At 67.0% G+C, this 26136-nt stretch carries 28 protein-coding genes and 1 pseudogene; 23 read left to right on the forward strand and 6 right to left on the reverse strand.

Annotation, left to right across the window (positions count from 1 at the left end; all coding sequences use genetic code 11):
• Window position 1: 1 nt before the first annotated feature.
• Genes MNOD_RS47725 through MNOD_RS40000 form a run of 4 tightly spaced genes read left to right on the forward strand, consistent with a single transcriptional unit; the run spans window position 2 to window position 3175 of the window.
• A complete protein-coding gene (locus MNOD_RS47725) occupies window positions 2–178 on the forward strand; it encodes a hypothetical protein (protein WP_012631300.1) in 177 nt (58 codons plus the stop codon).
• A gap of 12 nt (window positions 179–190) precedes the next feature.
• Window positions 191–754, forward strand: a complete 564-nt coding sequence (locus MNOD_RS39990) for a cupredoxin domain-containing protein (protein WP_012631301.1) — start codon at window positions 191–193, stop codon at window positions 752–754.
• A complete protein-coding gene (locus tag MNOD_RS39995; protein WP_012631302.1) occupies window positions 744–2366 on the forward strand; it encodes a b(o/a)3-type cytochrome-c oxidase subunit 1 in 1623 nt (540 codons plus the stop codon). Before MNOD_RS39990 ends, MNOD_RS39995 begins: the two co-directional genes overlap by 11 nt.
• On the forward strand, window positions 2363–3175 hold the full coding sequence (locus MNOD_RS40000; RefSeq protein ID WP_012631303.1) for a c-type cytochrome: 813 nt from the start codon (window positions 2363–2365) through the stop codon (window positions 3173–3175). Before MNOD_RS39995 ends, MNOD_RS40000 begins: the two co-directional genes overlap by 4 nt.
• Before the next feature lie 184 nt (window positions 3176–3359).
• Here MNOD_RS40000 and MNOD_RS40005 read toward each other — a convergent pair whose 3' ends face one another.
• A complete protein-coding gene (locus tag MNOD_RS40005) occupies window positions 3360–3575 on the reverse strand; it encodes a hypothetical protein (RefSeq protein ID WP_012631304.1) in 216 nt (71 codons plus the stop codon).
• Entirely contained in the window at window positions 3542–4087 is a 546-nt protein-coding gene (locus MNOD_RS40010; protein ID WP_425277538.1) for a transposase, read from the reverse strand. The genes MNOD_RS40005 and MNOD_RS40010 overlap by 34 nt, the downstream gene beginning before the upstream one ends.
• Window positions 4088–4157: 70 nt before the next feature.
• Between MNOD_RS40010 and MNOD_RS40015 the strand changes: the two genes are divergently transcribed.
• From MNOD_RS40015 to MNOD_RS40065, 11 genes are all read left to right on the forward strand, one after another.
• On the forward strand, window positions 4158–4433 hold the full coding sequence (locus MNOD_RS40015; RefSeq protein ID WP_198157699.1) for a hypothetical protein: 276 nt from the start codon (window positions 4158–4160) through the stop codon (window positions 4431–4433).
• Between the two features lie 394 nt (window positions 4434–4827).
• Window positions 4828–5451, forward strand: coding sequence for a transposase (locus MNOD_RS40020; protein WP_198157700.1), 624 nt, complete (start codon window positions 4828–4830; stop codon window positions 5449–5451).
• A gap of 37 nt (window positions 5452–5488) precedes the next feature.
• Window positions 5489–6565 carry a LacI family DNA-binding transcriptional regulator gene (locus tag MNOD_RS40025; protein ID WP_012631307.1) on the forward strand — a complete coding sequence of 359 codons (1077 nt, stop codon included), beginning with the start codon at window positions 5489–5491 and terminating at the stop codon, window positions 6563–6565.
• A gap of 344 nt (window positions 6566–6909) precedes the next feature.
• Window positions 6910–7662 (forward strand): FadR/GntR family transcriptional regulator, encoded by a 753-nt coding sequence (locus MNOD_RS40030; RefSeq protein ID WP_012631308.1) that lies wholly within the window; start codon window positions 6910–6912, stop codon window positions 7660–7662.
• 675 nt (window positions 7663–8337) lie between these two features.
• Window positions 8338–9444, forward strand: coding sequence for a four-carbon acid sugar kinase family protein (locus MNOD_RS40035; protein ID WP_012631310.1), 1107 nt, complete (start codon window positions 8338–8340; stop codon window positions 9442–9444).
• The gene (pdxA, locus tag MNOD_RS40040; protein WP_012631311.1) at window positions 9441–10478 is read left to right on the forward strand and encodes a 4-hydroxythreonine-4-phosphate dehydrogenase PdxA; all 1038 of its coding nucleotides are present in this window, start codon (window positions 9441–9443) and stop codon (window positions 10476–10478) included. Before MNOD_RS40035 ends, pdxA begins: the two co-directional genes overlap by 4 nt.
• Entirely contained in the window at window positions 10475–11602 is a 1128-nt protein-coding gene (locus tag MNOD_RS40045) for an iron-containing alcohol dehydrogenase (protein WP_012631312.1), read from the forward strand. Before pdxA ends, MNOD_RS40045 begins: the two co-directional genes overlap by 4 nt.
• Before the next feature lie 13 nt (window positions 11603–11615).
• Window positions 11616–12536, forward strand: a complete 921-nt coding sequence (locus tag MNOD_RS40050) for a dihydrodipicolinate synthase family protein (RefSeq protein ID WP_012631313.1) — start codon at window positions 11616–11618, stop codon at window positions 12534–12536.
• Between the two features lie 69 nt (window positions 12537–12605).
• The gene (locus tag MNOD_RS40055) at window positions 12606–14030 is read left to right on the forward strand and encodes a sodium:solute symporter family protein (RefSeq protein ID WP_012631314.1); all 1425 of its coding nucleotides are present in this window, start codon (window positions 12606–12608) and stop codon (window positions 14028–14030) included.
• A gap of 13 nt (window positions 14031–14043) precedes the next feature.
• Window positions 14044–15240, forward strand: coding sequence for a sialidase family protein (locus MNOD_RS40060; protein ID WP_012631315.1), 1197 nt, complete (start codon window positions 14044–14046; stop codon window positions 15238–15240).
• A complete protein-coding gene (locus MNOD_RS40065) occupies window positions 15233–15916 on the forward strand; it encodes an SDR family NAD(P)-dependent oxidoreductase (protein WP_012631316.1) in 684 nt (227 codons plus the stop codon). Before MNOD_RS40060 ends, MNOD_RS40065 begins: the two co-directional genes overlap by 8 nt.
• 309 nt (window positions 15917–16225) lie before the next feature.
• Here the strand turns inward: MNOD_RS40065 and MNOD_RS40070 are convergent, their stop codons facing one another.
• Window positions 16226–17170, reverse strand: a complete 945-nt coding sequence (locus MNOD_RS40070) for a DMT family transporter (protein WP_012631317.1) — start codon at window positions 17168–17170, stop codon at window positions 16226–16228.
• Between the two features lie 270 nt (window positions 17171–17440).
• Here MNOD_RS40070 and MNOD_RS45330 point away from each other — a divergent pair, with 270 nt between their 5' ends.
• From MNOD_RS45330 to MNOD_RS40090, 4 genes are all read left to right on the forward strand, one after another.
• On the forward strand, window positions 17441–17635 hold the full coding sequence (locus MNOD_RS45330; protein ID WP_012631318.1) for a hypothetical protein: 195 nt from the start codon (window positions 17441–17443) through the stop codon (window positions 17633–17635).
• Between the two features lie 193 nt (window positions 17636–17828).
• A complete protein-coding gene (locus MNOD_RS40080; RefSeq protein ID WP_012631034.1) occupies window positions 17829–19163 on the forward strand; it encodes an IS1182-like element ISMno38 family transposase in 1335 nt (444 codons plus the stop codon).
• 361 nt (window positions 19164–19524) lie between these two features.
• Complete coding sequence (locus MNOD_RS50445; protein WP_012631319.1) at window positions 19525–19914, forward strand: hypothetical protein; 390 nt, start codon at window positions 19525–19527, stop codon at window positions 19912–19914.
• A 159-nt stretch (window positions 19915–20073) separates the two neighbouring features.
• Window positions 20074–20328 carry a hypothetical protein gene (locus MNOD_RS40090; RefSeq protein ID WP_012631320.1) on the forward strand — a complete coding sequence of 85 codons (255 nt, stop codon included), beginning with the start codon at window positions 20074–20076 and terminating at the stop codon, window positions 20326–20328.
• A gap of 278 nt (window positions 20329–20606) precedes the next feature.
• Here MNOD_RS40090 and MNOD_RS40095 read toward each other — a convergent pair.
• Both MNOD_RS40095 and MNOD_RS40100 read right to left on the reverse strand, forming a co-directional pair.
• Window positions 20607–20967, reverse strand: a pseudogene (locus MNOD_RS40095) (recombinase family protein); the annotation flags it as partial.
• Between the two features lie 947 nt (window positions 20968–21914).
• Complete coding sequence (locus tag MNOD_RS40100) at window positions 21915–22709, reverse strand: tetratricopeptide repeat protein (protein ID WP_244424878.1); 795 nt, start codon at window positions 22707–22709, stop codon at window positions 21915–21917.
• A gap of 376 nt (window positions 22710–23085) precedes the next feature.
• Between MNOD_RS40100 and MNOD_RS50235 the strand changes: the two genes are divergently transcribed.
• The 3 genes from MNOD_RS50235 (at window position 23086) to MNOD_RS40120 (ending at window position 25175) form a co-directional block, all read left to right on the forward strand.
• Window positions 23086–23220: a hypothetical protein gene (locus MNOD_RS50235; RefSeq protein ID WP_280113515.1), complete on the forward strand. Its 135-nt coding sequence runs from the start codon at window positions 23086–23088 to the stop codon at window positions 23218–23220.
• Window positions 23221–23535: 315 nt separating this feature from the next.
• A protein-coding gene (locus MNOD_RS45340; RefSeq protein ID WP_085985018.1) for an IS5-like element ISMno18 family transposase occupies window positions 23536–24302 on the forward strand; the annotation gives its coding sequence in 2 pieces (ribosomal slippage) (window positions 23536–23881 and window positions 23881–24302; 768 coding nt in all).
• A 447-nt stretch (window positions 24303–24749) separates the two neighbouring features.
• Entirely contained in the window at window positions 24750–25175 is a 426-nt protein-coding gene (locus tag MNOD_RS40120; protein ID WP_012631326.1) for a hypothetical protein, read from the forward strand.
• A 47-nt stretch (window positions 25176–25222) separates the two neighbouring features.
• On the opposite strand, the gene MNOD_RS40125 is transcribed toward MNOD_RS40120, so the two are convergent.
• Complete coding sequence (locus MNOD_RS40125; RefSeq protein WP_244424879.1) at window positions 25223–25585, reverse strand: hypothetical protein; 363 nt, start codon at window positions 25583–25585, stop codon at window positions 25223–25225.
• Window positions 25586–25845: 260 nt separating this feature from the next.
• Between MNOD_RS40125 and MNOD_RS40130 the strand changes: the two genes are divergently transcribed.
• Window positions 25846–26124: a hypothetical protein gene (locus MNOD_RS40130; RefSeq protein WP_012631328.1), complete on the forward strand. Its 279-nt coding sequence runs from the start codon at window positions 25846–25848 to the stop codon at window positions 26122–26124.
• Window positions 26125–26136: the final 12 nt, after the last annotated feature.

Below are 26136 nucleotides of genomic sequence, written 5' to 3' on the forward strand. Positions count from 1 at the left end.
CATGCTGAACTCTCCCCCGCTGCAGGACCGTGATGAGGACACCGAGCATCGCGATGTGGCAGCGATCATACGGGCCGGGCCATCGGGCGCCCTGACGCTCGCGGCAATCGCCACAGCAATCGTGGTGACGTGCTGGTTTGCCTTCTACTTGTTCGTGTTCCTGCCCCGCGGGAGCTGACCGGGAACGCCGATGCCGACCCAGGATCACATTGACGAAGGCGCTCGCGTCGCCGAGCGGGTCGAGAGGCGATGGGCGACCCTATCCGTTGCCATCATCATCGTACTGGCCGGCGCGGCAGCCTTCTCCGGTATTCATCAGGCGACAATGCCGCAAGCTCGGGTCGAGACCATCCAGCCCCAAACTCTCCATCTCACGGGCGAATTCATCAAGGGCAATCTGGGTAGCGCAGTCGAGCCGGACGGCTCAGTGACAGTGCGGGCCGTTGGCCAGCAATACAGCTTCACCCCTCAATGCATGGTGGTGCCCACCAACACGCCGGTGGTGTTTCGGGCGACGAGCCCCGATGTGGTCCACGGCTTTCTGATCCAGAACACCAACATCAACACCATGTTGGTGCCCGGCTATGTCTCCGAAATCCCGGCCAAGTTCAGCAGGACGGGTGAGTACCTGATGCCCTGCCAAGAGTACTGTGGGGTGGGGCACGAGGGCATGTGGGCCAAGGTGAAGGTAGTCGACAAGTCCGAGTTCCTGTCCATGATCTCGGCCAACCGGAGGGTCACCTGTGTTGAATAGCAGGAGGCTCATTCTCGCCCATTTCTGGCTGGCATTCGCCGTCTTCGGCCTCGCCCTGCTGCTCGGGGCTTGGCAGATGTTCATCCGAAGCCCGCTTCACACCTGGATCAGCAATCCCGAGTGGTATTACCGGTCCCTGACGGCGCACGGCACCGTGATGGCCTATGTGTTCCCAACCCTCGTGGCGATGGGCTTCGGCTACGCTATCAGCGAGGTCTCGCTGAAGCAGCGCCTCATTGGGCTTCGCTGGGCGTGGGCGGGGTTCTGGCTGATCGTGATCGGTGCCGTCACGGCCATGATCCCGGTGTCGCTCGGCCGGGCCTCGGTGCTCTACACCTTCTATCCTCCCCTGATCGGCAGTCCCTTCTACTACCTGGGTGTGGTGCTCGTGGTGGTGGGCTCCTGGATCTGGGTCGCCCTCATGTCGGTCAACCTCCATGCCTGGAAGAAAGCGAACCCTGGCGCGCCAGTGCCTCTCCCGATGTTCGCCAATGTGGCTGGCTCCTACCTGTGGGCCTGGACGGCAGTGGGCGCTGCGCTCGAGCTACTCCTGCAGATCCTGCCGGTCGCCTTCGGTCTCAAATCAACCATCGATGCGGGACTGTCGCGCGTGTTCTTCTCCTGGACGCTACACGCTATCGTCTACTTCTGGCTGATCCCGACCTACATCGCTTATTACACGATCGTGCCGCGAGCGATCGGCGGCAAGATCTACAGCGACACTATGGGCAGGATTGCATTTATCCTGTTCCTCATCGTCTCGATGCCGATCGGCATGCACCACACCTTCGAGGATCCGCAGGTCGGCGCTGGCTTCAAGTTCATCCATTCAGCCTTCACGGCCCTCGTGGCGCTGCCGACGCTGCTGACCGTCTTCACCATCTGCGCGTCTGTGGAGATCGCCGCCCGGATGCGCGGCGGTCGCGGGCCGTTCGGTTGGATCAAGGTCTTGCCTTGGTCGAACCCGATCATGCTCGCCGTCGCGTTCTCGTTCGTGATGCTCGGCTTTGGTGGTGCTGGCGGCCTCATCAACATGAGCTACCAGCTCAACACGTCAATTCATAATACCCAGTGGATCACCGGTCATTTCCACCTGATCTTTGGCGGTGCGATCGTCATCATGTACTTCGCGATCGCTTATGACCTATGGCCGCATCTGACCGGCCGCGCTTTGACCGATCTGCGTCTGATGCGTACCCAGCTCTGGCTTTGGTTCATCGGCATGATCGTGACCACCTTCCCTTGGCATTGGGTGGGGATCCTCGGCATGCCGCGGCGCATGGCCTATTTCGACTACGGCGATCCCGCTGTTGCCACGCAGGCCTTTTCCGTCACGCTCTCGGCCATCGGCGGCTTCATCCTGGTTGCGTCCGGCGCCCTGTTCATCCTCGTGCTGCTCCGAGGCCAGCGTGCGCCGCGAGAGGACGCTGGTGTCTACCGGTTCGCCGTCGCGCTGCACCCGCCCGTGGCCGTGCCCGCCCTCAACAGCTACGCGCTGTGGATCGCTCTGATGGTCGGCCTCACGGCGACCAATTACGGTTTTCCCATCGCGCAGCTCGCCTTGCGCCAGGACACCTCCGTGCCGGCCGTGTATGTGGGGGTCAATCCATGAGCGACGAAGACCTCCTCTCGCCCAGGAACCCCTGGTTCGCGCGCTCGGTCGGCATCACGGTCGCCCTATTCGTCGTCACAGCGCTCGGCGGCTTCGTGCTGCTTCCCTACGCGCAGCCGGACCTCAAGTTCACCGGCGTGTGGGACGCGATCTGTAGCGCTGCCGGATTGCCGAAGACGCCCTCGGCCGCCGCGCCGGTCCAGCCAGACGGCAAACTCACTCAGGTGGTGGTCACCTCTGCCCTGCCCGGCGCCGCGGCTCCGGAGGCGGTCGGACGAGGCGCGACGCTGGCTCAACAATGTGCGATCTGCCATGGGCCGACCGGTGTCAGCCGAGCTGACTCGCCCAACCTCGCCGGGCAATACGCGGCCGCGATCTACAAGCAGCTGATGGACTTCAAGACCGGCGCGCGGGCCAACGCTATCATGACGCCCTTCGCGGTGAACCTGTCCGACCGGGACATGTCCGATCTCGCGGCCTATTACGCGTACCTGCCCAGGCTGCCTGGATTCCATCCGGACAGGGACAAGCCCGCGCCTCGGATCGTCATCAACGGTGCCCCGCTTCGCAACATCGCTCCTTGCGGCTCCTGCCACGGCGCACTCGACAACAAGACAGGAAGCCCGTGGCTGGAGGGGCAGCCAGCAGCGTACGTGAAGGCACAGCTGCAGGCCTTCGCCTCGGGCGCGCGTCGCAATGACATCAGTCAGCAGATGCGCAACATCGCCCGGAGGATGACACGAGAGGAGATAGACCAGGCGGCCCAGTGGTACGCTTCACAGCCTCCGACGACCATTCACACTCAGTGAGACTCAGACCAGGGCGAGGTGCCGGGGCCTCATCAACATCGCTCCGGGAGCTGGCCTGATACAACTCGGAAAAGGTAAAATCAGTCGAGACAAACTGTGGGTTTATGGAGGGGACCGACCGGCGTTTGCCTATGAGTGAATCGAACCCGCAACGGCCTCTGAGCTTGAGTTTGGCCCTTTTTGGTCAGTCGTTGATCCAGAAGAGCGGCGTTGAGGCGATGTAGTCGAGGGCTTGGTCGAGGGGCGTGGTGGCGATGCCGAACGGCCCTGCGGCGCCCCAGCGTGCCCCGTTCCACCACGGCACCTGAACCGTGTCGGCCTCGCCGGTGGGCGTGAGCCGGGCGAGGGGAGCGCCGGTGCGCTCGCTCAGCAGCGCGTAGCCGTGGCCCGCCTTGTGCACGGCGACGCCCCCGCCGCGGGCCTGGTGGAACGCCTCAAGGCGCGCCTGCAGAGGATCGGGTCTGGCTGGCATGAGGAAGCCCTTGCACGCGACGCCGGGTTGAGGGCGCCAACGACACCATCGTGAGGCAGCATCCGGCTGATCCAGCGCAGGCCCGACGCCTTGACGAAGTGGCCGGGGCTGGAGCGCACGGGATCGCGATCGATCCCGCGCGCCTTGATCCTGGCGCCCCAGCGCCGCTCAAGGGTCTCGTCGATGCCGACCACCACCGGCCCACTCGGCGCGAACGCCGCGATCAGCAGCCCGAGCAGGCCGCGTGCTGTCGCCTGGGCGCGCCAGCGCCTGCGGCTGAGCACGCGATGATAGGTGCTGACCGTCACGCCCTCGCGCAGGCCCAGGCGGCTGAGCGCCGCGGTCACGGTCCGCCGCCCGGGCGCGAGCACGGCCCCGGCGACGAGCACCATGAGGTTGGCGAAGGTCGGGCGCGGGAAACAGGCCGCCAAGGGTGCCATCCAGGTCGACAGGACAGCAGGGACGACCGCGGCGGCAGGGTTTGCGGCATCGGAGGGGGCTAACCTTGCCATGGCGAGCTCACGATGGTGTCGTGAGGCGTTCCACCAGGCCCGCGGCGGGGGCGTCGCCGTGCACAAGGCGGGCCACGGCTACGCGCTGCTGAGCGAGCGCACCGGCGCTCCCCTCGCCCGGCTCACGCCCACCGGCGAGGCCGACACGGTTCAGGTGCCGTGGTGGAACGGGGCACGCTGGGGCGCCGCAGGGCCGTTCGGCATCGCCACCACGCCCCTCGACCAAGCCCTCGACTACATCGCCTCAACGCCGCTCTTCTGGATCAACGACTGACCAAAAAGGGCCAAACTCAAGCTCAGAAGCTGTACGCGAAATGAGGCTGAGCAGTAGGAGCCGCTCCGATCCATAGGAGGGCATGGCCGGACACCGGCTCACCATATCGGGCCGATGCCTCGCACCCATGCCCGGAACACCGCCTACCTCACTTCTCCCTCTGCCCGCCTCGTTCCGCGATCCTGCCGGGGCGATGGCTGGGATGCCCTGGCCGACGTCAAGGTGTTCGTCTTCGCCGTCGAAGCCGAATTGGAGGCCATGGAGCGCGAGCGGGGCGGCGTTCACCGCCGCGGGCGCAAACCCGACCTCGCCCTGCGCCGACGCCTGATCGGGCTGATCTGGCCCCTGAAGCTTCGGGGGTCTGCCGTGGCGCTTGGCGGGCTGGCTCTCGGGCGTGCCGTTCACTCCCCTGCACAGCGCCTTTGCCCGCTGGACACGGCTCGGGCTGTGGCGCCGTCTGGGCCAGCGTCTCGCCCTCGACTGGCGCCGCGCCCGCGGCGACGAGGTCGTGCCCTCGGCGGTGGTGGCCGACAGCCGCTCTTTGCGCTCGGCCCCAAGTGCGTGGGCCCGGGGCATTGACGGCGGCAAGCTGGTCAAAGGCGTGAAGCTGGTGGCCGTCTGCGACAAGCATGGCTCGCTGCTCGACCTCGCCCTCGGGCCTGCCACCGTGGATGACCGGGCCGGCACCCCGCCGCTGCTGCCGCAGTTGGCCGGGCTCGGTTTCCAGGGTGATCTCCTCGGCGACAGTGGCCTCAAGGGAGCACCGTTCGCCGCGGCGGCGCTGGTGCACGACATTCACGTCTCGGTCTCGCCCGGCGGCACACGGGACGATCAGTTCCTGCCGTGCGGGATCAGATGGGTGGTCGAGCGGTTGTTCGCCTGGTTGAGCCGCTACCGTCGGCTTAACATCGTGTACGACCGCCAGCCCGATCTCTTCGCGGCTCACGTCTGGATTGCCATGATCTCGATCATCTCACGGCGGCTGGTCGCTCATACACAGGCGCAGCAAGCTGTTTAATCGCGTACAGGCTCTTAACGGGCATCGGGTCGGCAACATGGAGATAGCAGGCGGACCGAACGAAGGCCGGCCGCAGGATGCACGCTCCACCCTGGCGGACATCGCCAGGGAGAGCGGCGTGTCGAAGGCTACCGTTTCCCTCGTCCTGCGCAATCACCCAAGCATCCCGGAGCGCACGCGCCAGCGCGTTCTGCATGCGGCGGAGCAACTGGGCTACGTCTATAACCGGGGTGCAGCAAGTCTCCGATCAGCCCAGACGCATCTGATCGGTCTTGCGGTAAACGATCTAACCAATCCGTACTTTGCGGAGATCACAGCGGCGATTGAGGACGTGCTCACAACGCAAAACCGCATCGTGATCATGTCCAATACGGGCGAGTCGGTTGAGCGGCAGAGCGCCTTCGCCGCAAGCGTACGAGAATACAACGTGGACGGCCTTTTACTCGTGCCGGCGCGCGGAACCGATGCTACGTTCGTTGATCTGCTGCGGTCATGGCGGTTGCCATTCGTCATGGTATCCCGTTCCGTGCCGGGTGCGGAGACGGACTTAGTCCAGGCCGATCACCGCGCCGGAACGTTGGCCGCAACGGAGCATTTGGTCGGTCTCGGCCATCGACGCATCGGCTTCATCGGCCTGAACACGGACATATCGACGGGTCGCGAGCGGTTGGAAGGATACCAGCTGGCGCTGGCGCGAAGCGGGATCGAGTACGAACCGCAGTTGGTGCTGTCGGGACCCGCGACGAGGGATGAGGGCATGGCCCAACTCTTCGCGCTGCTTGATCTCCCGGAGCCGCCCACCGCCGCCGTGTGCTTCAACGATGTGGTCGCCTTCGGTGCGATGCTCGGCTTGCGCGCACGGAACCTGACACCGGGTGCGGACTTCTCGATCTTTGGTTTCGACGATATCGCTGAGGCTACCCTCTGGCGGCCTGCGCTCACGTCGGTGTCCGTCCCAAGAAAACTCATCGGCCAGACTGCGGCCGAGCTTCTGCTTAGGCGAATCGGCCAGATCGATGCTCCTGCGAAGGTCGTGCTGCTGCCTACAGAACTCGTCGTCCGGGACACGACAAGCCGACCAGCCCTGCGCGGTCGCCGGGCTCGCCGAAGGTGACCTTTTTGCGGCTCTCCCGCGCTTTTGATCCTGCTGGCGAAGTCGCGAGGCTCCGGATCGCCGGGATCACGCTCGGAGTTGGTGTCGCTTCTGCCGTGAGGCTGCGCCATACTCTTCGTGCTCTGGCCGTTGCCGCACCGGGCTGGCTGGTGGCCCAGGCCCGACCGCACTGGGCCGAATTCCGACCTCAGTCGGACGCTCACGACAGCAGGGCTCGATAGTCAAAGGCTGCGCAACCGGAATGCCTCTTACAAACTTTAACAAGCTTGCGCGGAACGTACCGTGAGGGGCATACTTGTTGACAGGTGGCCCGCCTGCAGCGGGCGGGAGAGCAAGAGGGCCGAATGGAAGCGGTAGCGCGGGACATGTCGGACGACGAGGCGCGGCCGAGCTCTTTGGCGCGGCCGTCGAGCCTCGCTGACGGCGTCTATCAGAGCCTCGTCACGGAGATCGCGAGCGGGACCTATGCCGAGAACCAGAAGCTGCCGAGCGAGAACGATCTCGCAGGGCGGTTCAAGGTCTCGCGCCCCATCGTTCGGGCGGCCCTTGAGCGGCTGAGGCGCGAGAATGTCATCGTCTCGCGTCAGGGCGCCGGCAGCTTCGTGCGGGCGCGCGGCAAGGCGCCCGCGCTCGGCTTCGCTCCGGTCGAGAGCATCGCCGACATCCAGCGCTGCTACGAGTTCCGCCTGACCATCGAACCCGATGCGGCCTTCTACGCGGCCTTGCGGCGCAACGAGGCCGCGATCGGCCGGATCGCGAGCGCCCTCGACCTCTTGAACGCGGCGACGCGCCAGCAGCAGCATCGGGACGACGCCGATTTCGCCTTCCATCTCGCCATCGCGGAGGCGTCCAACAATCACTACTACGCCGCCTCCATGCAGGCCCTGCAGGCGCACATCGCCGTCGGCATGAAGATCCATGGCCTCGCGCTGCTCGGACCGAATTCCGGCCTGCAGGGGGTCTTCGATGAGCACCACGCCATCTTTGCTGCCGTCCGGGATGGCGATCCGAACACTGCCCGCGTGCAGATGCAGCGGCATATCTGCTCGTCGCGTGATCGTTTGTTCGAGTGCCGTCTTCTCGATCTATCGCTATAGCTAGAGCCGTGCCTGTTTCGGTCGAAACGGCTACAGCTCTCAAGTCTTTGACTTTCGCGCTCCCCTACGCCGAGCTGGCCTCATTTCAGCGGGGAGCGGTCTAGAGCTGCTATGGACCTGCAGCTTCGGATGAAATTTGGAAGCAGCGGGCGACACATCCAACGAAACCTTCGCCGCATGCTGGGTCTATAGCAGCCTTCAGGCGCCTCTCGACCCCTTCACCTCTCTCGACGGGCGTGATTGCCCCGTGGGCGGCTCGGCCGCGGACGCGGTCGGACCCATGACGCGCCCCTTGACAGCTGACAGCTTCTCCCGTACCTCTCCTAACAAGTTTACAACAAATCCGGAGCCTGTGAGGAGACTTCGGGGTGGAGGAGCGGTCATGGGTGGCACCGGCGTGACCATGGATTGGCATATCGCCCCGCTCAGACGTCGGAACAGTCTGCTGCCCGACGCTCAGAGGTCCTGCGACATCGATGGGCATGGCCGTTTCCGGGAGGGTACCGCGACGGTTCGGCCGGGCTCAGGCGCCTGCGCCGCCCAAGTTGTCAGGTTGTTATACAGGAGCGGCATCGCAATCGTCCCCCAGGGCGGCAACGCCGGGAAGAATGCCGGCGGCACGGCTTGCCTGTCTGCTGGTACCTCGGCGGCAGCTGGACGGGGCTGAGCGCGCTGATGCCGAGCCTGCGCCTCATCGCCGACGACCTGACCGGCGCCCTCGACACCGCGGCCGGCTTCACCGGGCTGGTCGGCGCCGTCGAGGTCGCCTGGGTCGGGGCGCCGATGGGCCCATGCGGGGGCAACCTCGCCCTCGACACCGGCACCCGCGAGCGCAGCGCAGAGGAGGCGGCCCGGATCGCCGGCGCGCTCGCGCCCCGCCTGCAGGGGGCCGAGATTGCCTTCAAGAAGGTCGACAGCCTCTTGCGCGGGCCCTGGGCGGCGGAACTCGCGGCGTGCTTCGGCACCGGCGCTTGGCGCCACGCGATCGTGGCCCCGGCCTTCCCTTATCAAGGGCGCCGGACCGTAGAGGGGCGCCAGTTCGCCCGGACCGAAAGCGGCTGGCAGGCGGCCTCGGGCGACATTGCCGAGAGCCTGCACGCCGCGGGCTTGGCGACACGCCGCGCCGGGGTCGGGGACGGACTCCTCGATGGCGTCGCCGTATACGACGCCACAGACGATGCAGACCTGGACCGCATCGCCAGCTTCGCGGAGAGTGCTGCGGGGCCAGTCCTATGGTGCGGCAGCGGCGGGCTCGCCGGAGCCTTGGCAGGACGCTCGCCCGCGTCCTGCGACACGCGTCTTGTCGGCCCCGTGCTCGGCCTGTTCGGCTCGGACCGGCCCGAGACCGCGGCGCAGCTCGCCCATTGCCCGGAGCACCGGCTGATCCTGCCCGCCGAGGGCGACCATGCCGGCCGGGTTGCGGCACGGCTGCGGGAGCGCGGCGCCGCGCTGGTCAGCCTCGGCCTGCCCGAGGGCACGGGCCGGCAGGAAGCCGCCGCGCGCATCGCCGCTTCCTTCGGCCTTCTCGCCCGCGCCCTTCCCCCGCCCGGCACCCTGCTCGTTGCCGGCGGCGAGACCCTCAAGGCCCTCTGCCTCGCCCTCGGGACCGAAACTCTCGTCGTCACCGGACAGGTTGCTCCGGGCATACCCCGCTCGCGGATGCGCGGCGGGCTCTGGGATGGCGTCGCGATCGTGTCGAAGTCCGGGGCGTTCGGCTCCCCCGCCGTCTGGCGCGACCTGCTGCGCCGCAACGGCCTCCTGCCCGAAAGGACCTGCGCGTGACCCGCCACCTCGCCATCACCATGGGCGATCCCGCCGGCATCGGCCCCGAGATCCTCGTCAAGGCCGCGCACCGGCTGAAGCACCGGATCGCCGCCGGGGACCTCAAGCTCCTGGTCATCGGCAGCGTCCCGGCCCTGCGCCGGGCGGAAGGAGCCCTCGGTGCCGCCCCCATCCCCGAGATCGCGCAGGAGAGCGACTGGCCGAACCTCGCCTGCCTCCAGGCCGATGCCGAGGGCGCGCCGATCGAGCCGGGTCAGCTCAGCGCGGATGGCGGGCGCTTCGCCTTCAAGGCGATCGAGCGTGCGGTGCGCCTCGCCCTCGATCAGCGCATCGGCGGCATCGTCACCGCGCCCCTCAACAAGGAGGCGCTGAACCTCGCCGGCTACCACTACGCCGGCCATACCGAGATGCTCGCCGATCTCACGGGCGTGCGCGGCTCGGTGATGATGCTCGCCCATGGCGGCATGCGGGTGAGCCACGTCACCACCCATGTGGCGCTCGAGGACGTGCCGAAGCGCCTCACCCCCGAGCGGCTGCGCCGCGTCATCGATCTGACCCACAAGGCGCTCAAGGGCCTCGGCCTCGCGCAGCCCCGCATCGCGGTTGCGGCGCTCAACCCCCATGCGGGCGAGGGCGGCCTGTTCGGGCGCCAGGACATCGACGTCAGTGCGCCGGTGATCGCCACGGCCGTGGCGGACGGGCTCGACGTGGTCGGCCCCGTGCCGGGCGACACGGTGTTCGTGAAGCTGCGGGCCGGCCAGTACGACGCGGTCGTGGCGATGTACCACGACCAGGGGCACATCCCGGTCAAGCTCTTGGGCTTCGAGGTCGACCCGACCACCGGCCAGTGGATGGAATTGTCGGGCGTCAACATCACGCTCGGCCTGCCGATCATCCGCACCTCGGTCGATCACGGCACCGCCTTCGACATCGCCGGGCGCGGCATCGCCAACGAACGCAGCCTGATCGAGGCGATCGAATATGCCGAGCGGCTGGCCGCGAGCGCCGCCGCCACCCAGAGGAGCGCCGCATGACCGATCTCACCGCCCCCATCGCGATCGTCCGGCCCGAGATCGCGTTCGGGTCGGGCACGGCCCGCACGGTCGGGCAGCGCGCCCGCGCCAGGGCTGCGCGCCGCATCCTGGTCGTGGCCGACGCCTTCAACGCCGCGCGGGTCGATCTCCTCGCCCTGCCGGGCGAGGTGCGGGTGTTCGGCGAGGTCAGGCCGGAGCCCGACATCCCGAACCTGGAGCGGGCGCTCGCCCTGGCGGAAGACTTTTCCCCCGACCTCGTGGTCGGCTTCGGCGGCGGCAGCGCCATGGACCTCGCCAAGCTGGTGGCGGTGCTGCCCGGCAGCGGGCAGACGATCCACGACGTGGTCGGCCCCGAGCGGGTGGCCGGGCGCCGCGCCGGCCTGATCCAGGTGCCGACCACCGCCGGCACCGGCAGCGAGGGCGGCACCCGCGCCCTCGTCACCGACCCCGCCACGCAGACCAAGCTCGCGGTGCAGAGCCGGCACATGCTGGCCGATGCGGCCGTGATCGACCCCGACCTGACGCTCACGGTGCCGCCCGCCGTCACGGCGGCGACCGGCGTCGATGCGCTCGCCCATTGCGTCGAGGCTTTCACCAGCCGCAAGGCGCACCCCTTGATTGACCTCTACGCGCTCGAAGGCGCGCGGCTCGTCGGCCGCTTCCTGCCCCGGGCCGTGCGGGACGGGAGCGACGTCGAGGCGCGGGCGGGGCTGGCGCTCGCCTCGCTCTATGGCGGCTTCTGCCTCGGCCCGGTGAACACCACGGCCGGCCATGCCGTCGCCTACCCGCTCGGCAGCCGCCATCACGTCGCCCACGGCCTCGCCTGCGCGGTGATCTTCCCGCACACGCTGGCCTTCAACGCGCCCGCCGTGCCCGAGAAGACCCGGCAGGTGATGGCCGCCCTCGGCCTGCCCGAGACGGCCGAGGAGGGCGCGGTGGCGGAGGCCGCGACGCGCTGGTGCGCCGATCTCGGCCTCGCGATGCGCCTCTCGGCGCTCGGCGTGCCGGAGGGCGACCTGCCCGCGATGGCGACCGAGGCGCACGCGATCCGGCGCCTGCTCGACAACAACCCGCGCGAGATCAGCCGGGACCGGATCCTGGCGCTCTACCGCGCCGCCGCCTGAGCGGAGCCTCCCCATGAGCGAGACCGTTTTCCCGCGCGGCGTCTTCTGCGCCGCCCTGACGCCGCTGGACCAGGACCTCAACCCGAACCACGCGGCCTTCACGGCCCATTGCCGCCATCTCCTCGCCGAGGGCTGCACGGGCATCGCGCTGCTCGGCACCACCGGCGAGGCCAATTCCTTCTCGGGCGACGAGCGCAAGGCCCTGCTGGAGGCCGCCCTTCGGGCCGGGATATCTCCGGACCAGCTCCTGCCCGGCACCGGGGTGGCGGCGCTGACCGAGACGGTGGCGCTCACCCGCCACGCCCTCTCGCTGGGCGTCACCACCGTGGTGATGCTGCCGCCCTTCTACTACAAGGGCGTGAGCGAGGACGGGATCGTCGCGGCCTATGCGGAGATCGTCGAGCGGATCGGCGACGAGCGCCTGCGGGTCGTGCTCTACCACATCCCGCAGGTCGCGGGCGTGCCGCTCCCGCACGGCGCCATCGCTCGCCTGCGCGAGCGCTATCCGGGGACCTTCGTCGGGATCAAGGATTCGGCGGGCGACCTCGCCCACATGACGGCGCTGGTCGAGCGCTTCCCCGGTTTCGCGGTGCTGGCGGGCGCCGACCCGCTGATGCTGCCGTTGCTGAAAGCGGGCGGCGCCGGGGCGATCACCGCGACCACGAACCTCGTCGCGCGGGATCTGCGCTTCGTCTTCGACCACTGGGCCGACCCAGCCCAAGCCGCGGCGGTGGGGGCCGCTCAAGGACGCGTGGTGGCGGCGCGCGAGCGGGCCTCGCGCTTTGCCCAGATGGCCTCGCTCAAGGCGCTGCTGGCCGAGCGCACCGGTGATCCAGGCTGGTGCCGGATGCGCCCGCCGCTGGTGCCGCTCTCGGAAACCGAGCGCGCCGCCCTCCTCGCCCCGATGCCGGACGAGGCCCGCCGCGCCTCCTGATCCGCACTGGGGCGAACGGCGCGGAAAGACGTCGAGCCCCCTCGCGAACCCTTTCGAGAGGATACGCCCATGCACGAGTTCACCCAGGGCGAGAGCCTGACCATCGCGGTCATGGTCGTCGCCTACATCCTGCTCACCGGCTGGCTGACGCTGAAGCTGCGCAGCCGCACCAACGCGCAGTTCATGACCGCGGCCCGCTCCATGCCGGCCGTCGTCGTCGGCGTGCTGCTGATGTCGGAGTTCATCGGCGCGAAGTCGACTGTGGGCACCGCGCAGGAAGCCTTCAACTCCGGTATCGCCGCTGCGTGGTCGGTGCTCGGCGCCTCGATCGGTTTCGTGCTCTTCGGGCTCTTCATCGTCCGCAAGATCTACGACTCGGGCGAGTACACCATCTCGGCCGCGATCGCCCAGAAGTACGGCAAGTCGACCATGATGACAGTGTCTGTCATTATGATCTACGCGCTGCTCCTGGTGAACGTCGGCAACTACGTCAGTGGCGCAGCGGCGATTTCGACCGCTCTGCGGGTCAACCTGCCAACCGCGATGTGCATCATCGCGGCGGTGAGCACCTTCTACTACGTGTTCGGCGGGCTAAAGGGCGTGGCCTGGGTCACGATCCTGCACAGCGCGATCAAGGTCGTGGGCATCGGCATCATCCTCGCCGTCGCGCTCTCGCTCACCGGCGGCCTCGCGCCGATGCGCGAGTCGCTGCCGCCCGTCTACTTCACCTGGGACGGCAAGCTCGGCTTCGCCACGATCTTCGCCTGGACCTTCGGCACGGTGGGGGCGATCTTCTCCACGCAGTTCATCGTGCAGGCGATCTCCTCGACGAAGAACGCCTCGGCAGCCCGCGCCTCCGCCTTCTACGCCGCGGCTTTCTGCTTCCCGCTCGGTATCGTGCTCGCTCTGATCGGGCTCGCCGCCAAGCATCTCTATCCCGACATGAACAGCCTCTACGCGCTGCCGGTCTTCATGAAGGGCATGCACCCGCTCCTCGCCGGCCTCGTCACCACCTCGCTGGTCGCCTCGATCTTCGTCAGCGTCAGCACGGTGGCGCTCGCCATCGCCTCGCTCGTGGTGCGCGACTTTTACGTGCCCTACTGGAACCCTGATCCGGCGCAGGAGCTGCGCATGACGCGGATCTTCTCGCTGGTGATCGCGGTGGTGCCGCTCGTCTTCGTGTTCTTCATCCCGGAGATCCTGAAGCTGTCCTTCTTCACCCGGGCGCTGCGGCTCTCGATCGCGATCGTCGCAATGGTCGGCTTCTACCTGCCCTGGTTCGGCTCGAACCGCGGCGCGACGCTGGGCCTGCTCGGCGCGGCGGTCGCCACCACCGTCTGGTACGTGCTCGGCAACCCCTACGGCATCGACAACATGTATGTCGCGGCACTGGCCCCGCTCCTCGTGATGGTGATCGAGCGCCTGTTCGGCTGGGGCAAACCGCAGCCCGCGCCCGCCGCGTCCGAGCCGACCCACACCGTGACCCCCGTCTGACCGGAGGAGACCCATGCTCGACATCATCGCCCAGCCGCAGGCCCGCACCGGCACGCTTCAGCCCGTCGCCGGCGACCCGGTCCGTCTTGAAACTTTCATCCCCTCGCTCTGCGTGCAGAACCACGCCGCCAACCTGATGCCGCTCGCCAACGGCGATCTCGCCTGCGTCTGGTTCGGCGGCACGCAGGAGGGCATGGCTGACATCTCGGTCTACTTCTCGCGCCTTGCCAAGGGCTCCGACGCGTGGTCGCCCGCCGAGAAGCTCTCGGACGACCCCGCGCGCTCGGAGCAGAACCCGATCCTGTTCCCGGCCCCGACCGGCGACCTCTGGCTGATCTGGACCGCTCAAGTGTCGGGCAACCAGGACACCGCCTTCGTGCGCCGCCGCCTCTCGCGCGACCACGGCCGGAGCTGGGGGCCAATCGAGACGCTGTTTCCCCGGCGCGAGGGCTGCGGCACCTTCGTGCGTCAGCCCCCCGTGGTGCTGGCGAACGGCGACTGGCTGCTGCCGATCTTCCACTGCCCGAGCGTGCCGGGCGCCAAGTGGGTCGGCGACGACGACACCAGCGCGGTGAAGATCTCTTCGGATGCCGGCCGCACCTGGCATGAGGTGGCAGTGCCCGACAGCACCGGCTGCGTGCACATGTCGATCATGCCCCTCGACGACGGCACGCTGCTCGCCCTGTTCCGCAGCCGCTGGGCCGACGCGATCTACGAGAGCCGCTCGACCGATGGCGGCGCGACGTGGTCGGCTCCGGTGCCGACGGCGCTGCCGAACAACAATTCCTCGATCCAGGCGACGCGGCTCGCCAACGGCCACCTCGCCCTTGTCTACAACGCCGTCAACGCCGAGGCCGCGACCGAGCGGCGCGCCTCGCTCTACGACGAGATCGAGGACGAGGCAGGCGAGAGCGCCGCGCCGCTGCCCGCCGCCCCAGGCAAGCGGACGGCCTTCTGGGGCACGCCGCGCGCGCCGCTGACGCTCGCGATTTCGGAGGATGGCGGCCGCACCTGGCCGCACCGGCGCGACGTGGAGACCGGCGACGGCTACTGCATGACCAACAACTCGCGCGACCGCACCAACCGCGAACTGTCCTACCCGTCGGTGGCGCAGACGCCGGACGGGGCGCTGCACGTCGCCTTCACCTACCACCGGCAGGCGATCAAGTACGTGCGGCTCTCCGAGGGCTGGGTCTCGGCCGGTGGCTGAAGCGGCCCGCCACGCCCTGGTGACGGGGGCGAGTTCCGGCATCGGCGCGGCCATCGTCGCACGCCTGCTGGGCGACGGCTGGGCGGTGACGGGCGTGAGCCGGAGCGAGGGGAGCGAGGTGCATCCGCGCTACCGCCACCTCGCGCTCGACCTCTCGGATCTCGACGCCATCGCGCCGGCCCTGGAGGATCTGCGCGTCGATGCCCTCGTCCACGCCGCGGGCCTGCTGCGGGTCGGCCGCCTAGGCGCGATGGCTCCTGAGGACGGCGAGGCGATGTGGCGCCTCCACGTCGAGGCCGCCGTGCGGATGGCGGAGATCCTGGTCCCGCGCATGGCGGCGGGCGGGCGCGTGGTGCTGATCGGCAGCCGCACCGCCGCGGGGGCGGCGGGGCGCGGCGCCTACGCGGCCTCGAAGGCGGCGCTCGTCGCGCTGGCGCGCTCCTGGGCGGCCGAACTGATGCCGCGCGGGATCACCGTCAACGTCGTCGCCCCGGCCGCGACCGAGACGCCGATGCTCACGGACCCCGCTCGCGGCGGCCTCGCCCCGCGCCTGCCGCCGCTCGGCCGCTTCATCCGCCCCGACGAGGTCGCGGCGGCGGTGGCCTTCTTCCTGTCGCGCGAGACCGACGCCGTCACGGGCCAGCAGCTCATGATCTGCGGCGGAAGCTCCTTGTGAGGGATCCCGACGCTTCGGCGAGCGCCGGACGTTGGCTCAAAGCCATCCTGCAGGGCGGGCCGCTCACTCCAAGGGAGATCGATCAAGCGGTAGCCGGCGTGGCTAGCCACGCCGGCATCGCACACTCCATACGCCGCCCTTATGCGAATGGGAGAACGTCAGCAGCTACGAGCCGTAACTTCTGAAGAGGTCCGCTGTCGATTAACGAGCGGCCATTCCGAAGGCTCCGATCGAAGGTCGGCTTATGGCGCGGATGGCGCGGAGCCGAACACGCCGAACGCAAGCTCGTGACCCGTTCCGAACCTTGCTTCAGGAACTCCGGCTGCGCCTTCCAAGCCGCTCAGCGATGAAGATGCCGCTCAGAACGAGCGTCAGCGCAACGGCGTTGTCCAGCCGAAACGGCTCCCCGGCCAAGCTAACGGCGAGACCCGCACCGAACACTGGAACCAAGTTCACGAACACGCCTGCGCGATTCGGCCCGATCAGCTCGACGCCACGCATGAAGGAGAGTTGCGAGATCAGAGAGGGACCAAGCCCCACGAACGCAATGATCGCCCACCCCTTCCCGGTCGGCCAAATCAGGCGTCCTGTTGCCCACTCCACCATCAGGAGCGGCAGAGAGGTGAGGAGTGCGGCCAGCGCCATCGCAGCGAAGAAGGTCAGCCCTGATATTGCCGGTCGCGCTCGCAGGCCTACGGTATAGCCGGCGTATAGAACACAGGCGACGAGCATGAGGAGATCGCCTCGGTTGAAGGCGAATGTGCGAAGCACCTCCCAGTCACCGTGTGTCGCTGCAACGGCCACGCCGAGCAGGGTGACCAACACGCCGGTAACCTGGATCAAGCTCACACGAGTGCGGTATACGAGGAAGCTGCAGGCCAGCACCACAACTGGGATCGCGCCCTGGAACAGCGCGATGTTAGTGGCGCTCGTGTAGGTACCGGCGATGTAGAACAGGGCATTAAAGGCCGTGAAGCCGCAGCCGCCCATGAGGAGAATGCGGAACCAAGCTGGCCGAAGGAGGCGCCATTCGCATGCGACTTGCCGTGCAGCGAGCGGAACGAGGGCTGCACAGGCGACGAGCCAGCGCACGCTCGTTAGAGCCAGGGGCGAGACCTGACCGACGGCCCACTTGCTGGCGATGACATTGCCGGCCCAGATCAGCGCCGTAAACGTCAGAAGCATATAGGCCTTGGCGGCGTGGTGAGCGTGGATCTGGGTGGGGGCGCTTGGAGCGGGCGTGATGCGAGCCATGGCGGCCCCTAGCACGCACAGCCGGACCGCGTCAGCTGACCGCTTGTTGCCCAGCGAATGCAGCCGTGGGCTCAGCGTCCGCGGAGGGTCGAGATCGGACCGCGCGACACGTTCTGCCCAAAAGAGAAGCCCATGACTGCAGCGGCGGGCGGGCGCGGAACGGCAGACCGTATCCGAGAATCTGAGGCGGTCGGAATCCCTGTGAAGATCGGGGGAGAGTGAGGCTTGGCGGCTCTCGCGCACGGCCTCGCCCGCGGGTAGCGCCCCGCCATGTCCGACTCACCCACCCTCGACGTCCCCTCCCCCACCGTCCTGGAATGGTCCCTCGGGCTCGCCAGCCTGTCACCGGGCCAGGTGCCCTGCCTTAGTTTCAGGCCAGAGGAGTGGGTGAAGACGCTCTTGAACTGCCGATGGTTCGTGAACGATTTCGGACCTGAGGCTGACCGGCTCGGCTGGGCGCTTTGACGCTGTTTGGGGTCCACCCTTAGTCCGGCGCGAATCGCAGTGACTGGTCGGGCGTGCTGATGCCGTGCACCTACCCGGTCCTGGAGGTGCGGGCCGACTATCTGAAGAAGCACCTCTGGACGGCACCGAACATCTAGGAGCCCGTCCGAGTAAGTACCTCGACGGCGGCGCTTTGGGATGATTCACTCGGCTCATGGCCAAGGTGTTTCGCTCCTGGGACGTCGATCAGGGCTGGCTGCTGCCACCCTCGCTGCATGAGTTCGTGCCGCCCGGGCACATGGCGCACTTCGTGCGCGATACGGTGCGCGAGGCGCTCGACCTCTCAGCCATTCTCGACACCTACACCGAGGAGCGCGGCTACCCGCCCTACCATCCCGGCATGATGGTGGCCCTGCTCCTCTACGGCTACAGCCGCGGTCTGTACTCGTCGCGTCAGCTCGCCCGCGCCTGCGAGGAGCGGGTTGACTTCATGGCCGTGACCGGCCTGAACCGGCCCGACTTCCGCACCATCGCTGACTTCCGCAAGCGGCATCTGACGGCGCTCTCGGACCTGTTCGTGCAGGTGCTGCGGCTGTGCCGGGCGGCCGGGCTGGTCGGCTTTGCCCACGTGGCGGTGGACGGCACCAAGCTGAAGGCCAACGCCTCGCGCCACAAGGCGATGAGCTACGGCCGGATGAAGGCGGCCGAGTCGACGCTGGCCGCCGAGGTCGAGGCTTGGCTGGATCAAGCGCGCGAGGCCGACGCGGCGGAGGATCGGGCTCATGGGACCGACCATCGTGGCGACGAGACACCGGCCTGGATGGCCGACAAGCAGCGGCGGCTGGAGACGATCCGCGCCGCCAAGGCCGCGTTGGAGGCAGAGGCTGCCGATCCGCCCGATCCGGAGGACGAGGACGGGCCGGGGGCCTCGTCGGGCATGCGCTGGCAAGGTCGGCCCTTGCGGGGCGAGGACGGCGGTCCGCCCGACCGGGCGCAGCGCAACTTCACCGACCCGGACAGCCGCATCCTGCCCACGCGCGACGGGTTCGTGCAGGGCTACAACGGCCAGATTGCGGTTGATGCGGCCCATCAGGTGATCGTCGCGCATCGGCTCGTGACGAACCCCGCCGACTCGCGCGCTCTCGTGCCGCTCGTCGACGGCGTCTGCACCCATCTCGGGCGCAAGCCGCGGGAGGTCTCCGGAGATGCCGGCTTTGCCACCGAGGCGAACCTGGCCGCGCTGCAGGAGCGACGGATCACAGCCTATCTCGCTCCGGGCCGTGCCCGTCACGGCGAGGCGGATGCAGCAGGTCGCCGGAGGCTGACGAAGATGCCCCTGATGAGCGCGATGGCCGTCCGCCTGAAGCGGGCTGGGCGCCGGAGCCGTTACCGTCTCAGGAAGCAGGTCGTCGAGCCGGTGTTCGGGCAGATCAAGCAGGCCAGAGGCTTCCGACAGTTCCTGCTACGTGGGCTCGATCAGGTCCGCGGCGAGTGGGCGATGATCTGCACCGCCCATAACCTCCTGAAGCTGGCGCAGGCCGCGCGCTGAGCCTGTGGCGCAGGAGCCATCCGCCCAGATCTCAACCTTAGTCCCAACGCATCAAACCGTTACTCGGACGGGCTCCTAGACCTGCTCCTCGGCCTTGAAGGCGCGCGTGAGGCCGACCCATTCGCAAAGGCGCGGTGCGGACCCAGAGTGCGTCTCAGACGAGAAAAGCCCGCCACGGCAGGACCAGGTGGGCTGGGGGAATCCTCGTGTTCAGACCAGCACAGCCAAGCACACCTGCCGGCGCGGTGCCATAACCTGCGCTGTCGGACCGACCCTCGCGCGTGAGGAGCGCGGGAGCAAGCATGGAATCCGCGCGTTGCCCTGGATCAAGCCGACAAGAGCTTGGGACCGGAGGAACGCCATGCCGGACCGGGGCTATACGGTGCGCATGGGACGCGAAGGCTGGGGCGTCTATGCTCAACAGACCGGTGAGCCGGTCCGGGTGAACGGGCGTGTGCTGACGGGACTGCCGCTTGAGACAGCAACCGAGTTTGCGGAGTCGCTCCAGCTGCTCGCGGTGATCGGAACCGATGCCGTCGAGCAGCCCATCATCAACCCCGGCCAGTCCATGAGGATCTCCGGAGTGTCGAGCGGGGAAATGATCATGTCGGATGATCGGGAGGTGAAGGAGGGCGGACAAACACCGCCGCCGCCGGCTGGACCTCCTCCCCTGGAAGACACGCCTTCGCCGTCGCTAACGCCGAAACCTCACTCGCCCGAAGCTGCCGACCCGCCCACCCGCAAGTCTTAGCGTGAGGTTGTATCTGCCCACCGTGAGGCTGTATCGCCCCTCGCGCGCGTGGGGCCGGCCCATTCGCATAAGACACTGTATGGGAGCCAAGAAGGACGAGACCGCGGACCGCTGAGGTGTTAACCTGGGTGAGTTCCTCTCACTCGTGTGGAGGAGCCCATGGCCAACGGACTATTTGCTCGAGCAGAGCGGGCGATGGAAGAGACCCGCCGCCTCCACAAGAACAGGCTGCGGATCCAAGCGCTTGTGCAGCAAACAGTTCACGCTTTCCGCGCCACCCGTGAGGACGTGAAGGCCTATCGGCAGAAAGCCGCTGACGGGCTGGCGAGGCGCAGCCTGCAGGCGCTTGCCCCGATGCCGGACACCATCATTCGCCCTCGCGCGCGGCGCCGCGGGACGCGTAAGCAGCCGTAGCGGCGTATAGTGTGCGTGAACGATACCGTTCATGGTGAGGGTAGACCGCGCATTCAAGAGGGGAGCTAGTTTTGTCTATGCATGGCTCTGACGCAGCAGCCGATTATCGCCGGCGCGCTCAAGAGACGCGCGAGAGAGCTGCTTATCTGTCGGCCCCCGACGCTTCCGCACAACTTCTGGAGACAGCGCGGCAGTGGGATATGCTGGTGGAGACGGAAGAGCGCTGAGCGCGGTACGAGGAGCAAAGACGCCGACGCGCGCCACCTGAGTGAGATACGTATCGCCTCGAACATGCGGCCGGTGAACTCGTCGGCGGAGCCCGTTGCCATCATCCAGCTCGTCGGCAGGTCCAGCGCCACGACACGGATCCGGCGGGCGGCGATCTCGGCCTTTAGCCACTCCCAGTCGCCGGAGGTCAGGTGGGAAAGGCGGTCGACCTGCTCCACCAGAAGCACGTCGCCGGGGTGGGCGTCGGCGGAGCCGGAACAGTGCCGGGCGCTCCAGGCGGGCGCCACTCTCGTTCTCCACGTACCATGCCGCAACGTGCAGCTCCCGCTCAGCGGCGAAGGCGTGGAGCTGATCACGGGCGCGCTGGGCGTCCTGCTCGTCGGTGGAGGCGCGGAGGGCGCGAACGAACACGGTGCACCATCGGTTCGTATTGAATGGTTCACTGATTGCCGGTTCGCTTTGAATGGTCAAGTTGGCTGTAATGAACCAGCCCAGCGCTGGTTCGCCAGGGGCATGCCTCAAACAGACCTGCTGCGGAGACCGCTGTCACGATCCCCCCGCTGCGCGAGCCCGAGCGGCCGGAATGGGTGACAGCCCTGCAGGCTGCCCAGCTGCTCGGCGCCGAGAAGGGGACGATTGCGCAGCGGTGCCGCCGCGCCGTGAAGCAGGGTCTCAGCGGTGTCGCCGAGAAGCGCGGCGGACGCTGGTACGTGCGCATCGATCAAATGCCGCCGGCACGAGGGAGGCAAACGTTATGACCGAACCGTCTAGCGTGCGGCATCTCGCCGACTATGAGCTGCTCTGGGGTGTGGCGGCCTCCGGTGGCGGCGCTGATGGGCGCGTGGCACCGGCGCCACTTGTTGATCTGCGGCTGCCGGGCCGTCATGAGCCGCGACGACACGGCGAGCCTCTTCAACGGTCATACCGCAGGTCGTCAGTCCCTGAAGGGCGCCCAAGGCACGATTGTATTCTGGGAGGTTGGGGCACCCAGGAATGCCCCAGGCCCAGGCTGTGGCGGGCGCCGCGATCGTCGTCACCAGTGCAAGTACGGCAGCACTATTCTTGACCGACAAAGCCGATGCTCCTTGCGGTCGATGCCCGAACAGGGAGGCATCTCGGGCCGCGAGCGGGTTCTGCAAGGGTCAAACGGGCCTGTCGCAAACTTTTTCCGGCCGGTGGGCGAGCTATGCGAGAACTCGGCACGGTCCAGCTTCTGGTTGTCGGTTTGGGTTCTCAGGCGATCGAAACCCTACCTCTGGTTGAGCCGGGGCAGGGTCGGCAGAGCGCAATTCGCCCGCAAACCGCGCGTGGAAAAACGTTGCGACAGGCCCAAGATGGCGACCAGTTCCAGCCAATGGTTAAGGGCTATCGTCTCGAGTCTCGGCGCTCCACCCCGAGACCACCGTGCACCCCCGATCTCTAACACAGTCGGACACCGCCCCTCGAAATGTATCGTTGTTGCTCCCGTCGGGCTCACGTCGGTACAACTTTTTGTCTCGCAAATTCCACTGCGTGTTCTTGATAAATTGGGAGTCTGCCCGGTCAAACGCTGCATGATAATCCTGAAGCGCTCGATCTATGTCTCCTGCCGCTCGCCAAACCTCGGCCCGCTGAATGTAAGCCGCCGGCCGATGCGGCACCAGCCGGATCACCTCATCAAAATCACGCAGAGCCAAGTCGTTTTTCTGAGCTTTCCCGTACAGACGGCCCCGCCGAAAGAAGACATAGGGGTCCTGGGGGCTGAGGGTAATTGCCTGATCGAAGTAACTCATGGCCCGCCCCCAGTCTCGTTCGGCGACGATTTCTCCTAGCCTTACCAGGTAGAAGGGCTTGCATTGCGTGCTCAGTTGCACAGCATGCTCGTAGTCGCGGACAGCAGCTGCCCATGCGTCAGAGCTGGATTTCCAGAAATTTGATCGCTGGGCGTACGCATACGCCAACGCCTCCGAATCCGCCGTTCCGCGCTCGATCAGACGATTGGCTGCCCTGACAACGTTGTCGACACTTGCACTCAGCAACATCTGCATGTAATCATCGTTATCATCTTTGCTGGCAAAGCGTTTCTGGTGGATTGTGTTGGTGTAATCGGCAATGTGCATTTCTTGGGCAACTGCGCCGCCCATCCACAATGACAGCACAAAGCCGAGCCACAAGCTTATGATTCCCCATCGGCCCCGCCTCAGCATATCAACTCCAGAACACTGTGAATGCAGCTACCGCTACTGTGAGGAAAGCCGAGCACACCAAATTCATGGTCCAACTTGTGCGTGAGGTCTTCAGCGGGCGCAGCAGCTGCAGCACCAGCTCAATCAGCCTCCTCACTCAAGCGCTAAAGCTCGCTGCGGCCCATCCCCTGATAGAATCAGCGAAATCCGCTCCGCGCAAGGGGCGTGGGTAATACCCCCGCCGATCCCGGCGTGCTTGTTCACGAGTGGAGCCGCAGGCTCGCCGGCCGGAAGCTCCCGGATCACCTCCAACACCTTGGGCGAGAGAACCACTCCTCGGGCCGCTCGTCTTCATCTCATCCAGGTGGATCTCACTTCGGCTGCGGTCGATGTCGCCGATCGTGAGGCCGAACAGTTCGGCCTTCCGGAGACCGGCCTCGACGGCTACGGGTGGACAACCACTCTTGAGGTGGTGAAGCTGATCGGCTTCGGGCCCTAACCGTGCCTCAGCACCGCGAGGACGGCGTGAATGATGGTCGCGCCGCCGATCGGTGCGAGCAACAAGAGCAGCGCGTTCAGGGCGATGAGCCACAGGAACACCCGCTCCTGGCGCTCCGTGAGTTGGGGCCTGCGGGGTGGTGGCTCCCAGGATGGTTTCCATCCTCCCTCGACGTACATCGGCGTCCCCAACTCGGTCTCAGCCCCCACGATCTAGCGGCCGGAGCCTGTCATGCCAGGGCGCAGTGACCAATTAAGGAAGTCAGGCTGAGGCAAGGTCGGCCTGATGGTGTGGCGCCGGATCGGGAGATGGAGCATGACCGGCGCTGAGGATGGCCTGCGAGACGACCAGTGGGAGCGGGTGAAGGATCTGCTGCCTGGCGGGCGCAAGGGCAAGCGCGGTCCCCGTTTGCAGAACCGCTTGTTTCTCGATGCGATCTTGTGGTTTGCCCGGTCTGGCGGGCGCTGGAAGGATTTGCCGGAGCGGTTTGGCCAATCTGATACGATCAAGCGGCGCTACTATCGCTTGGTTGATCGAGGTGTTTTCGATCAGATCTTGGACCGTCTCGCCCAAGACGCGGATCTCGAGTGGCTGATGATTGATTCGACGATTGTTCGTGCCCATCATCGGGCGGCGGGAGCCCGCCTGACAAAAGGGGGGCGGCTGCCCAGGGGTTGGGCCGGTCTCGCGGAGGCCTGAGCACCACGATCCACGCGGCGGTGGATGCTCATGGCAATCCCGTGCGGCTGATCGGCGGCCCCGGCCAGGAGCATGACCTGGCCAAGGCCGGAGCCTTGATCGCGGGCTTCCCGGCTGAGTTCACGCTGGCCGACAAGGGGTACGATGGCGATCCCCTCTGCGACGCGATCACGGCGCAAGGCAGCGAGGTGGTGATCCCGCCGCGCCGCGGCCGCACCCATCCTCGCTCCTATGACAAGGATTTGTACAAAGAACGCAACGTGATTGAGCGGTTTTTCGCCCGGCTCAAGGATTTTCGACGCGTCGCGACCCGCTACGACAAGCTGCTGAAAAACTACATGGGCTTCGTGACGCTCGCCGCCATCGCAATCTGGCTTCGGTAGTTAATTTGTCACTACACCCTAGTGCGGGATGATGCGTCTCCGCCATGGGTCGAACACGGCCGGATCGTTCCGTCTGGAGCTCACCAAGCGGCTGCCGTGCCTGTGCGTTCGTCGCTACGGTTGCCCTTGCTGCCTGAGCGGGACCACGGCCTTGCTGATCGAGGGCTTTAGGTGGGGCGGGTGATCGCGGTCAGGTCCATCGGTGGGGCGGCATCAACGACCTCGGTCTTGAACCGTCCAGGCAAACCGTCGCCTCGCCTGTTGGCGACAGCGACAGCGTCGTCGGCGGGGCGATCCAGTTCGAGGCAGAGTCGGGCGGCACGTTCGGCGCGACGCTAAGCCCAGCGGTCTGATGTCGAGCTCTGGTGAAGAGCGCGGCGGGGACCGGAGGCGCACACTCGGCCTATACGGCCGTCTCGCTCATCGCGGCAGAGAGGATCCCCGGGCATGATGGTGGCCACCCTGGCCGACACCTCGACGGAGCTTCTCCTCATTGCCGAGCACGATCTCGCTGAGGTTCTGGTGATCGACGAGCACCAGGACCGGCAGACCGCTCTGCTCTTGAAGGTGGCCGCTGAGCTGTCCGACGAGCTACAGCAGGCGATCGCCGCGCTCGCTTCGGTGGGAGTTCAGCGTGCTCAGCGAGTCGTGCGGGCCTACGTGGCAGCCCGCGCCGTCTTCGAGAACCCACCGCCGAAGGCGAAGGTGAAGATCGCAGCCAGGGTCCTGCCCCGTCTTCTCCGGCTCGAGGAGGTGGCAGCGCGCGATCCGGACCTCGACCGAGCCCTTGAACAGGCACGGGAAGCGGTCAGGAAGATCCCCGCCCGCGGGCTGGCGATCGACTGGATAACGTCGAAGGCCCGAGGGCGATAGCCTCCTCAGGGATCACGCGCCATCGTGTGTCGGCCAGGACCCGCGGCTCAGGCGGCGCGCCCGACCACGCGCATCCGACGCTCGGGTGGACGCTCCATCAGGATGCCGCCGCCCAAGGCCGCGGACACGATGCGAATCCCCCGACGCTCATAGAACCGCACGAGTTCATTCGTGCTGAGGACCCGACGCGCGCGCTTCGGGGGGCAGGCTTGCGCTTTGAGGATCAGCTTCACCCCGGCGGCGTCAGCCGCCTCCGTGATGATCTCGATTGCCCGGCCCGCATGGCCCTTCTGGCGCTCGTGAAGCGTCTCGATGAACGAGACCTCCAGCGTGGTGTCGTCCCGGGTCGTCAAGATGACGTCGACGATGCCCGGGAGCCCGGCTGCGTGCATGCCCTCCAGCGCGGCCATGGAGGCCACGAGAGACGGCGCGGAGGGGCGGGAGCACCGCCGCTCGCCATAAATCAGCAAGCGGGCGCCCGTGTCGCTCTGCGTTGTCATGCGCAAAGCTTAGTTGATTCGACGGCCAAGCTAAACCTGAAGTTTGCCGACCGACTTCTCGGTCGAACGCTCAAGTACGGCTAAGCTCCAGGAGCATTTCCGCCGCAGACGGGCGCCTCGACAGATTTATCGGGCTGAGTTACAGCGCGCCAATTCTCGGCGAGAACAGAATGCGAACGACGCTTTTAAGCAGGGCGATCCAGCGTGGCCGCGGTTGGCGGAAATGGCACACCGCGGACGCCAGTGAGATCTTCTTCGGAGGAGCCAACGCCCTGACCGACGGCATGCGCCTTTGCTGGACGGTTCAGGGCCGCGTTGGCGTCGTTGATGCCTCGGCCAATCGCAGGCTCGCGCGCCATACGGCCTTCGATCTGATCAACAACACGAATGTGACGGGCGCGTTGCGCGAACTCAACGATCTCGCGGCACCCCATCTGAAAGCCGGGTGAGTGCTCACCACC

Source organism: Methylobacterium nodulans ORS 2060 (genome assembly GCF_000022085.1).
In the GTDB taxonomy this organism is placed as follows: Bacteria; Pseudomonadota; Alphaproteobacteria; order Rhizobiales; family Beijerinckiaceae; genus Methylobacterium; species Methylobacterium nodulans.

Excerpts from the sequence above, each read along its gene's own strand:
- MNOD_RS47725 (WP_012631300.1), top strand. The coding sequence starts at position 2 with ATGCTGAACTCTCCCCCGCTGCAGGACCGTGATGAGGACACCGAGCAT.
- MNOD_RS39990 (WP_012631301.1), top strand. The coding sequence starts at position 191 with ATGCCGACCCAGGATCACATTGACGAAGGCGCTCGCGTCGCCGAGCGG.
- MNOD_RS40000 (WP_012631303.1), top strand. The coding sequence starts at position 2,363 with ATGAGCGACGAAGACCTCCTCTCGCCCAGGAACCCCTGGTTCGCGCGC.
- MNOD_RS40010 (WP_425277538.1), bottom strand. The coding sequence starts at position 4,087 with ATGGCACCCTTGGCGGCCTGTTTCCCGCGCCCGACCTTCGCCAACCTC.
- MNOD_RS40015 (WP_198157699.1), top strand. The coding sequence starts at position 4,158 with ATGGCGAGCTCACGATGGTGTCGTGAGGCGTTCCACCAGGCCCGCGGC.
- MNOD_RS40025 (WP_012631307.1), top strand. The coding sequence starts at position 5,489 with ATGGAGATAGCAGGCGGACCGAACGAAGGCCGGCCGCAGGATGCACGC.
- MNOD_RS40030 (WP_012631308.1), top strand. The coding sequence starts at position 6,910 with ATGGAAGCGGTAGCGCGGGACATGTCGGACGACGAGGCGCGGCCGAGC.
- MNOD_RS40035 (WP_012631310.1), top strand. The coding sequence starts at position 8,338 with ATGCCGAGCCTGCGCCTCATCGCCGACGACCTGACCGGCGCCCTCGAC.
- MNOD_RS40045 (WP_012631312.1), top strand. The coding sequence starts at position 10,475 with ATGACCGATCTCACCGCCCCCATCGCGATCGTCCGGCCCGAGATCGCG.
- MNOD_RS40050 (WP_012631313.1), top strand. The coding sequence starts at position 11,616 with ATGAGCGAGACCGTTTTCCCGCGCGGCGTCTTCTGCGCCGCCCTGACG.
- MNOD_RS40055 (WP_012631314.1), top strand. The coding sequence starts at position 12,606 with ATGCACGAGTTCACCCAGGGCGAGAGCCTGACCATCGCGGTCATGGTC.
- MNOD_RS40060 (WP_012631315.1), top strand. The coding sequence starts at position 14,044 with ATGCTCGACATCATCGCCCAGCCGCAGGCCCGCACCGGCACGCTTCAG.
- MNOD_RS40070 (WP_012631317.1), bottom strand. The coding sequence starts at position 17,170 with ATGGCTCGCATCACGCCCGCTCCAAGCGCCCCCACCCAGATCCACGCT.
- MNOD_RS45330 (WP_012631318.1), top strand. The coding sequence starts at position 17,441 with ATGTCCGACTCACCCACCCTCGACGTCCCCTCCCCCACCGTCCTGGAA.
- MNOD_RS40080 (WP_012631034.1), top strand. The coding sequence starts at position 17,829 with ATGGCCAAGGTGTTTCGCTCCTGGGACGTCGATCAGGGCTGGCTGCTG.
- MNOD_RS50445 (WP_012631319.1), top strand. The coding sequence starts at position 19,525 with ATGCCGGACCGGGGCTATACGGTGCGCATGGGACGCGAAGGCTGGGGC.
- MNOD_RS40090 (WP_012631320.1), top strand. The coding sequence starts at position 20,074 with ATGGCCAACGGACTATTTGCTCGAGCAGAGCGGGCGATGGAAGAGACC.
- MNOD_RS40120 (WP_012631326.1), top strand. The coding sequence starts at position 24,750 with ATGATGGTGGCCACCCTGGCCGACACCTCGACGGAGCTTCTCCTCATT.
- MNOD_RS40125 (WP_244424879.1), bottom strand. The coding sequence starts at position 25,585 with ATGGCCGCGCTGGAGGGCATGCACGCAGCCGGGCTCCCGGGCATCGTC.
- MNOD_RS40130 (WP_012631328.1), top strand. The coding sequence starts at position 25,846 with ATGCGAACGACGCTTTTAAGCAGGGCGATCCAGCGTGGCCGCGGTTGG.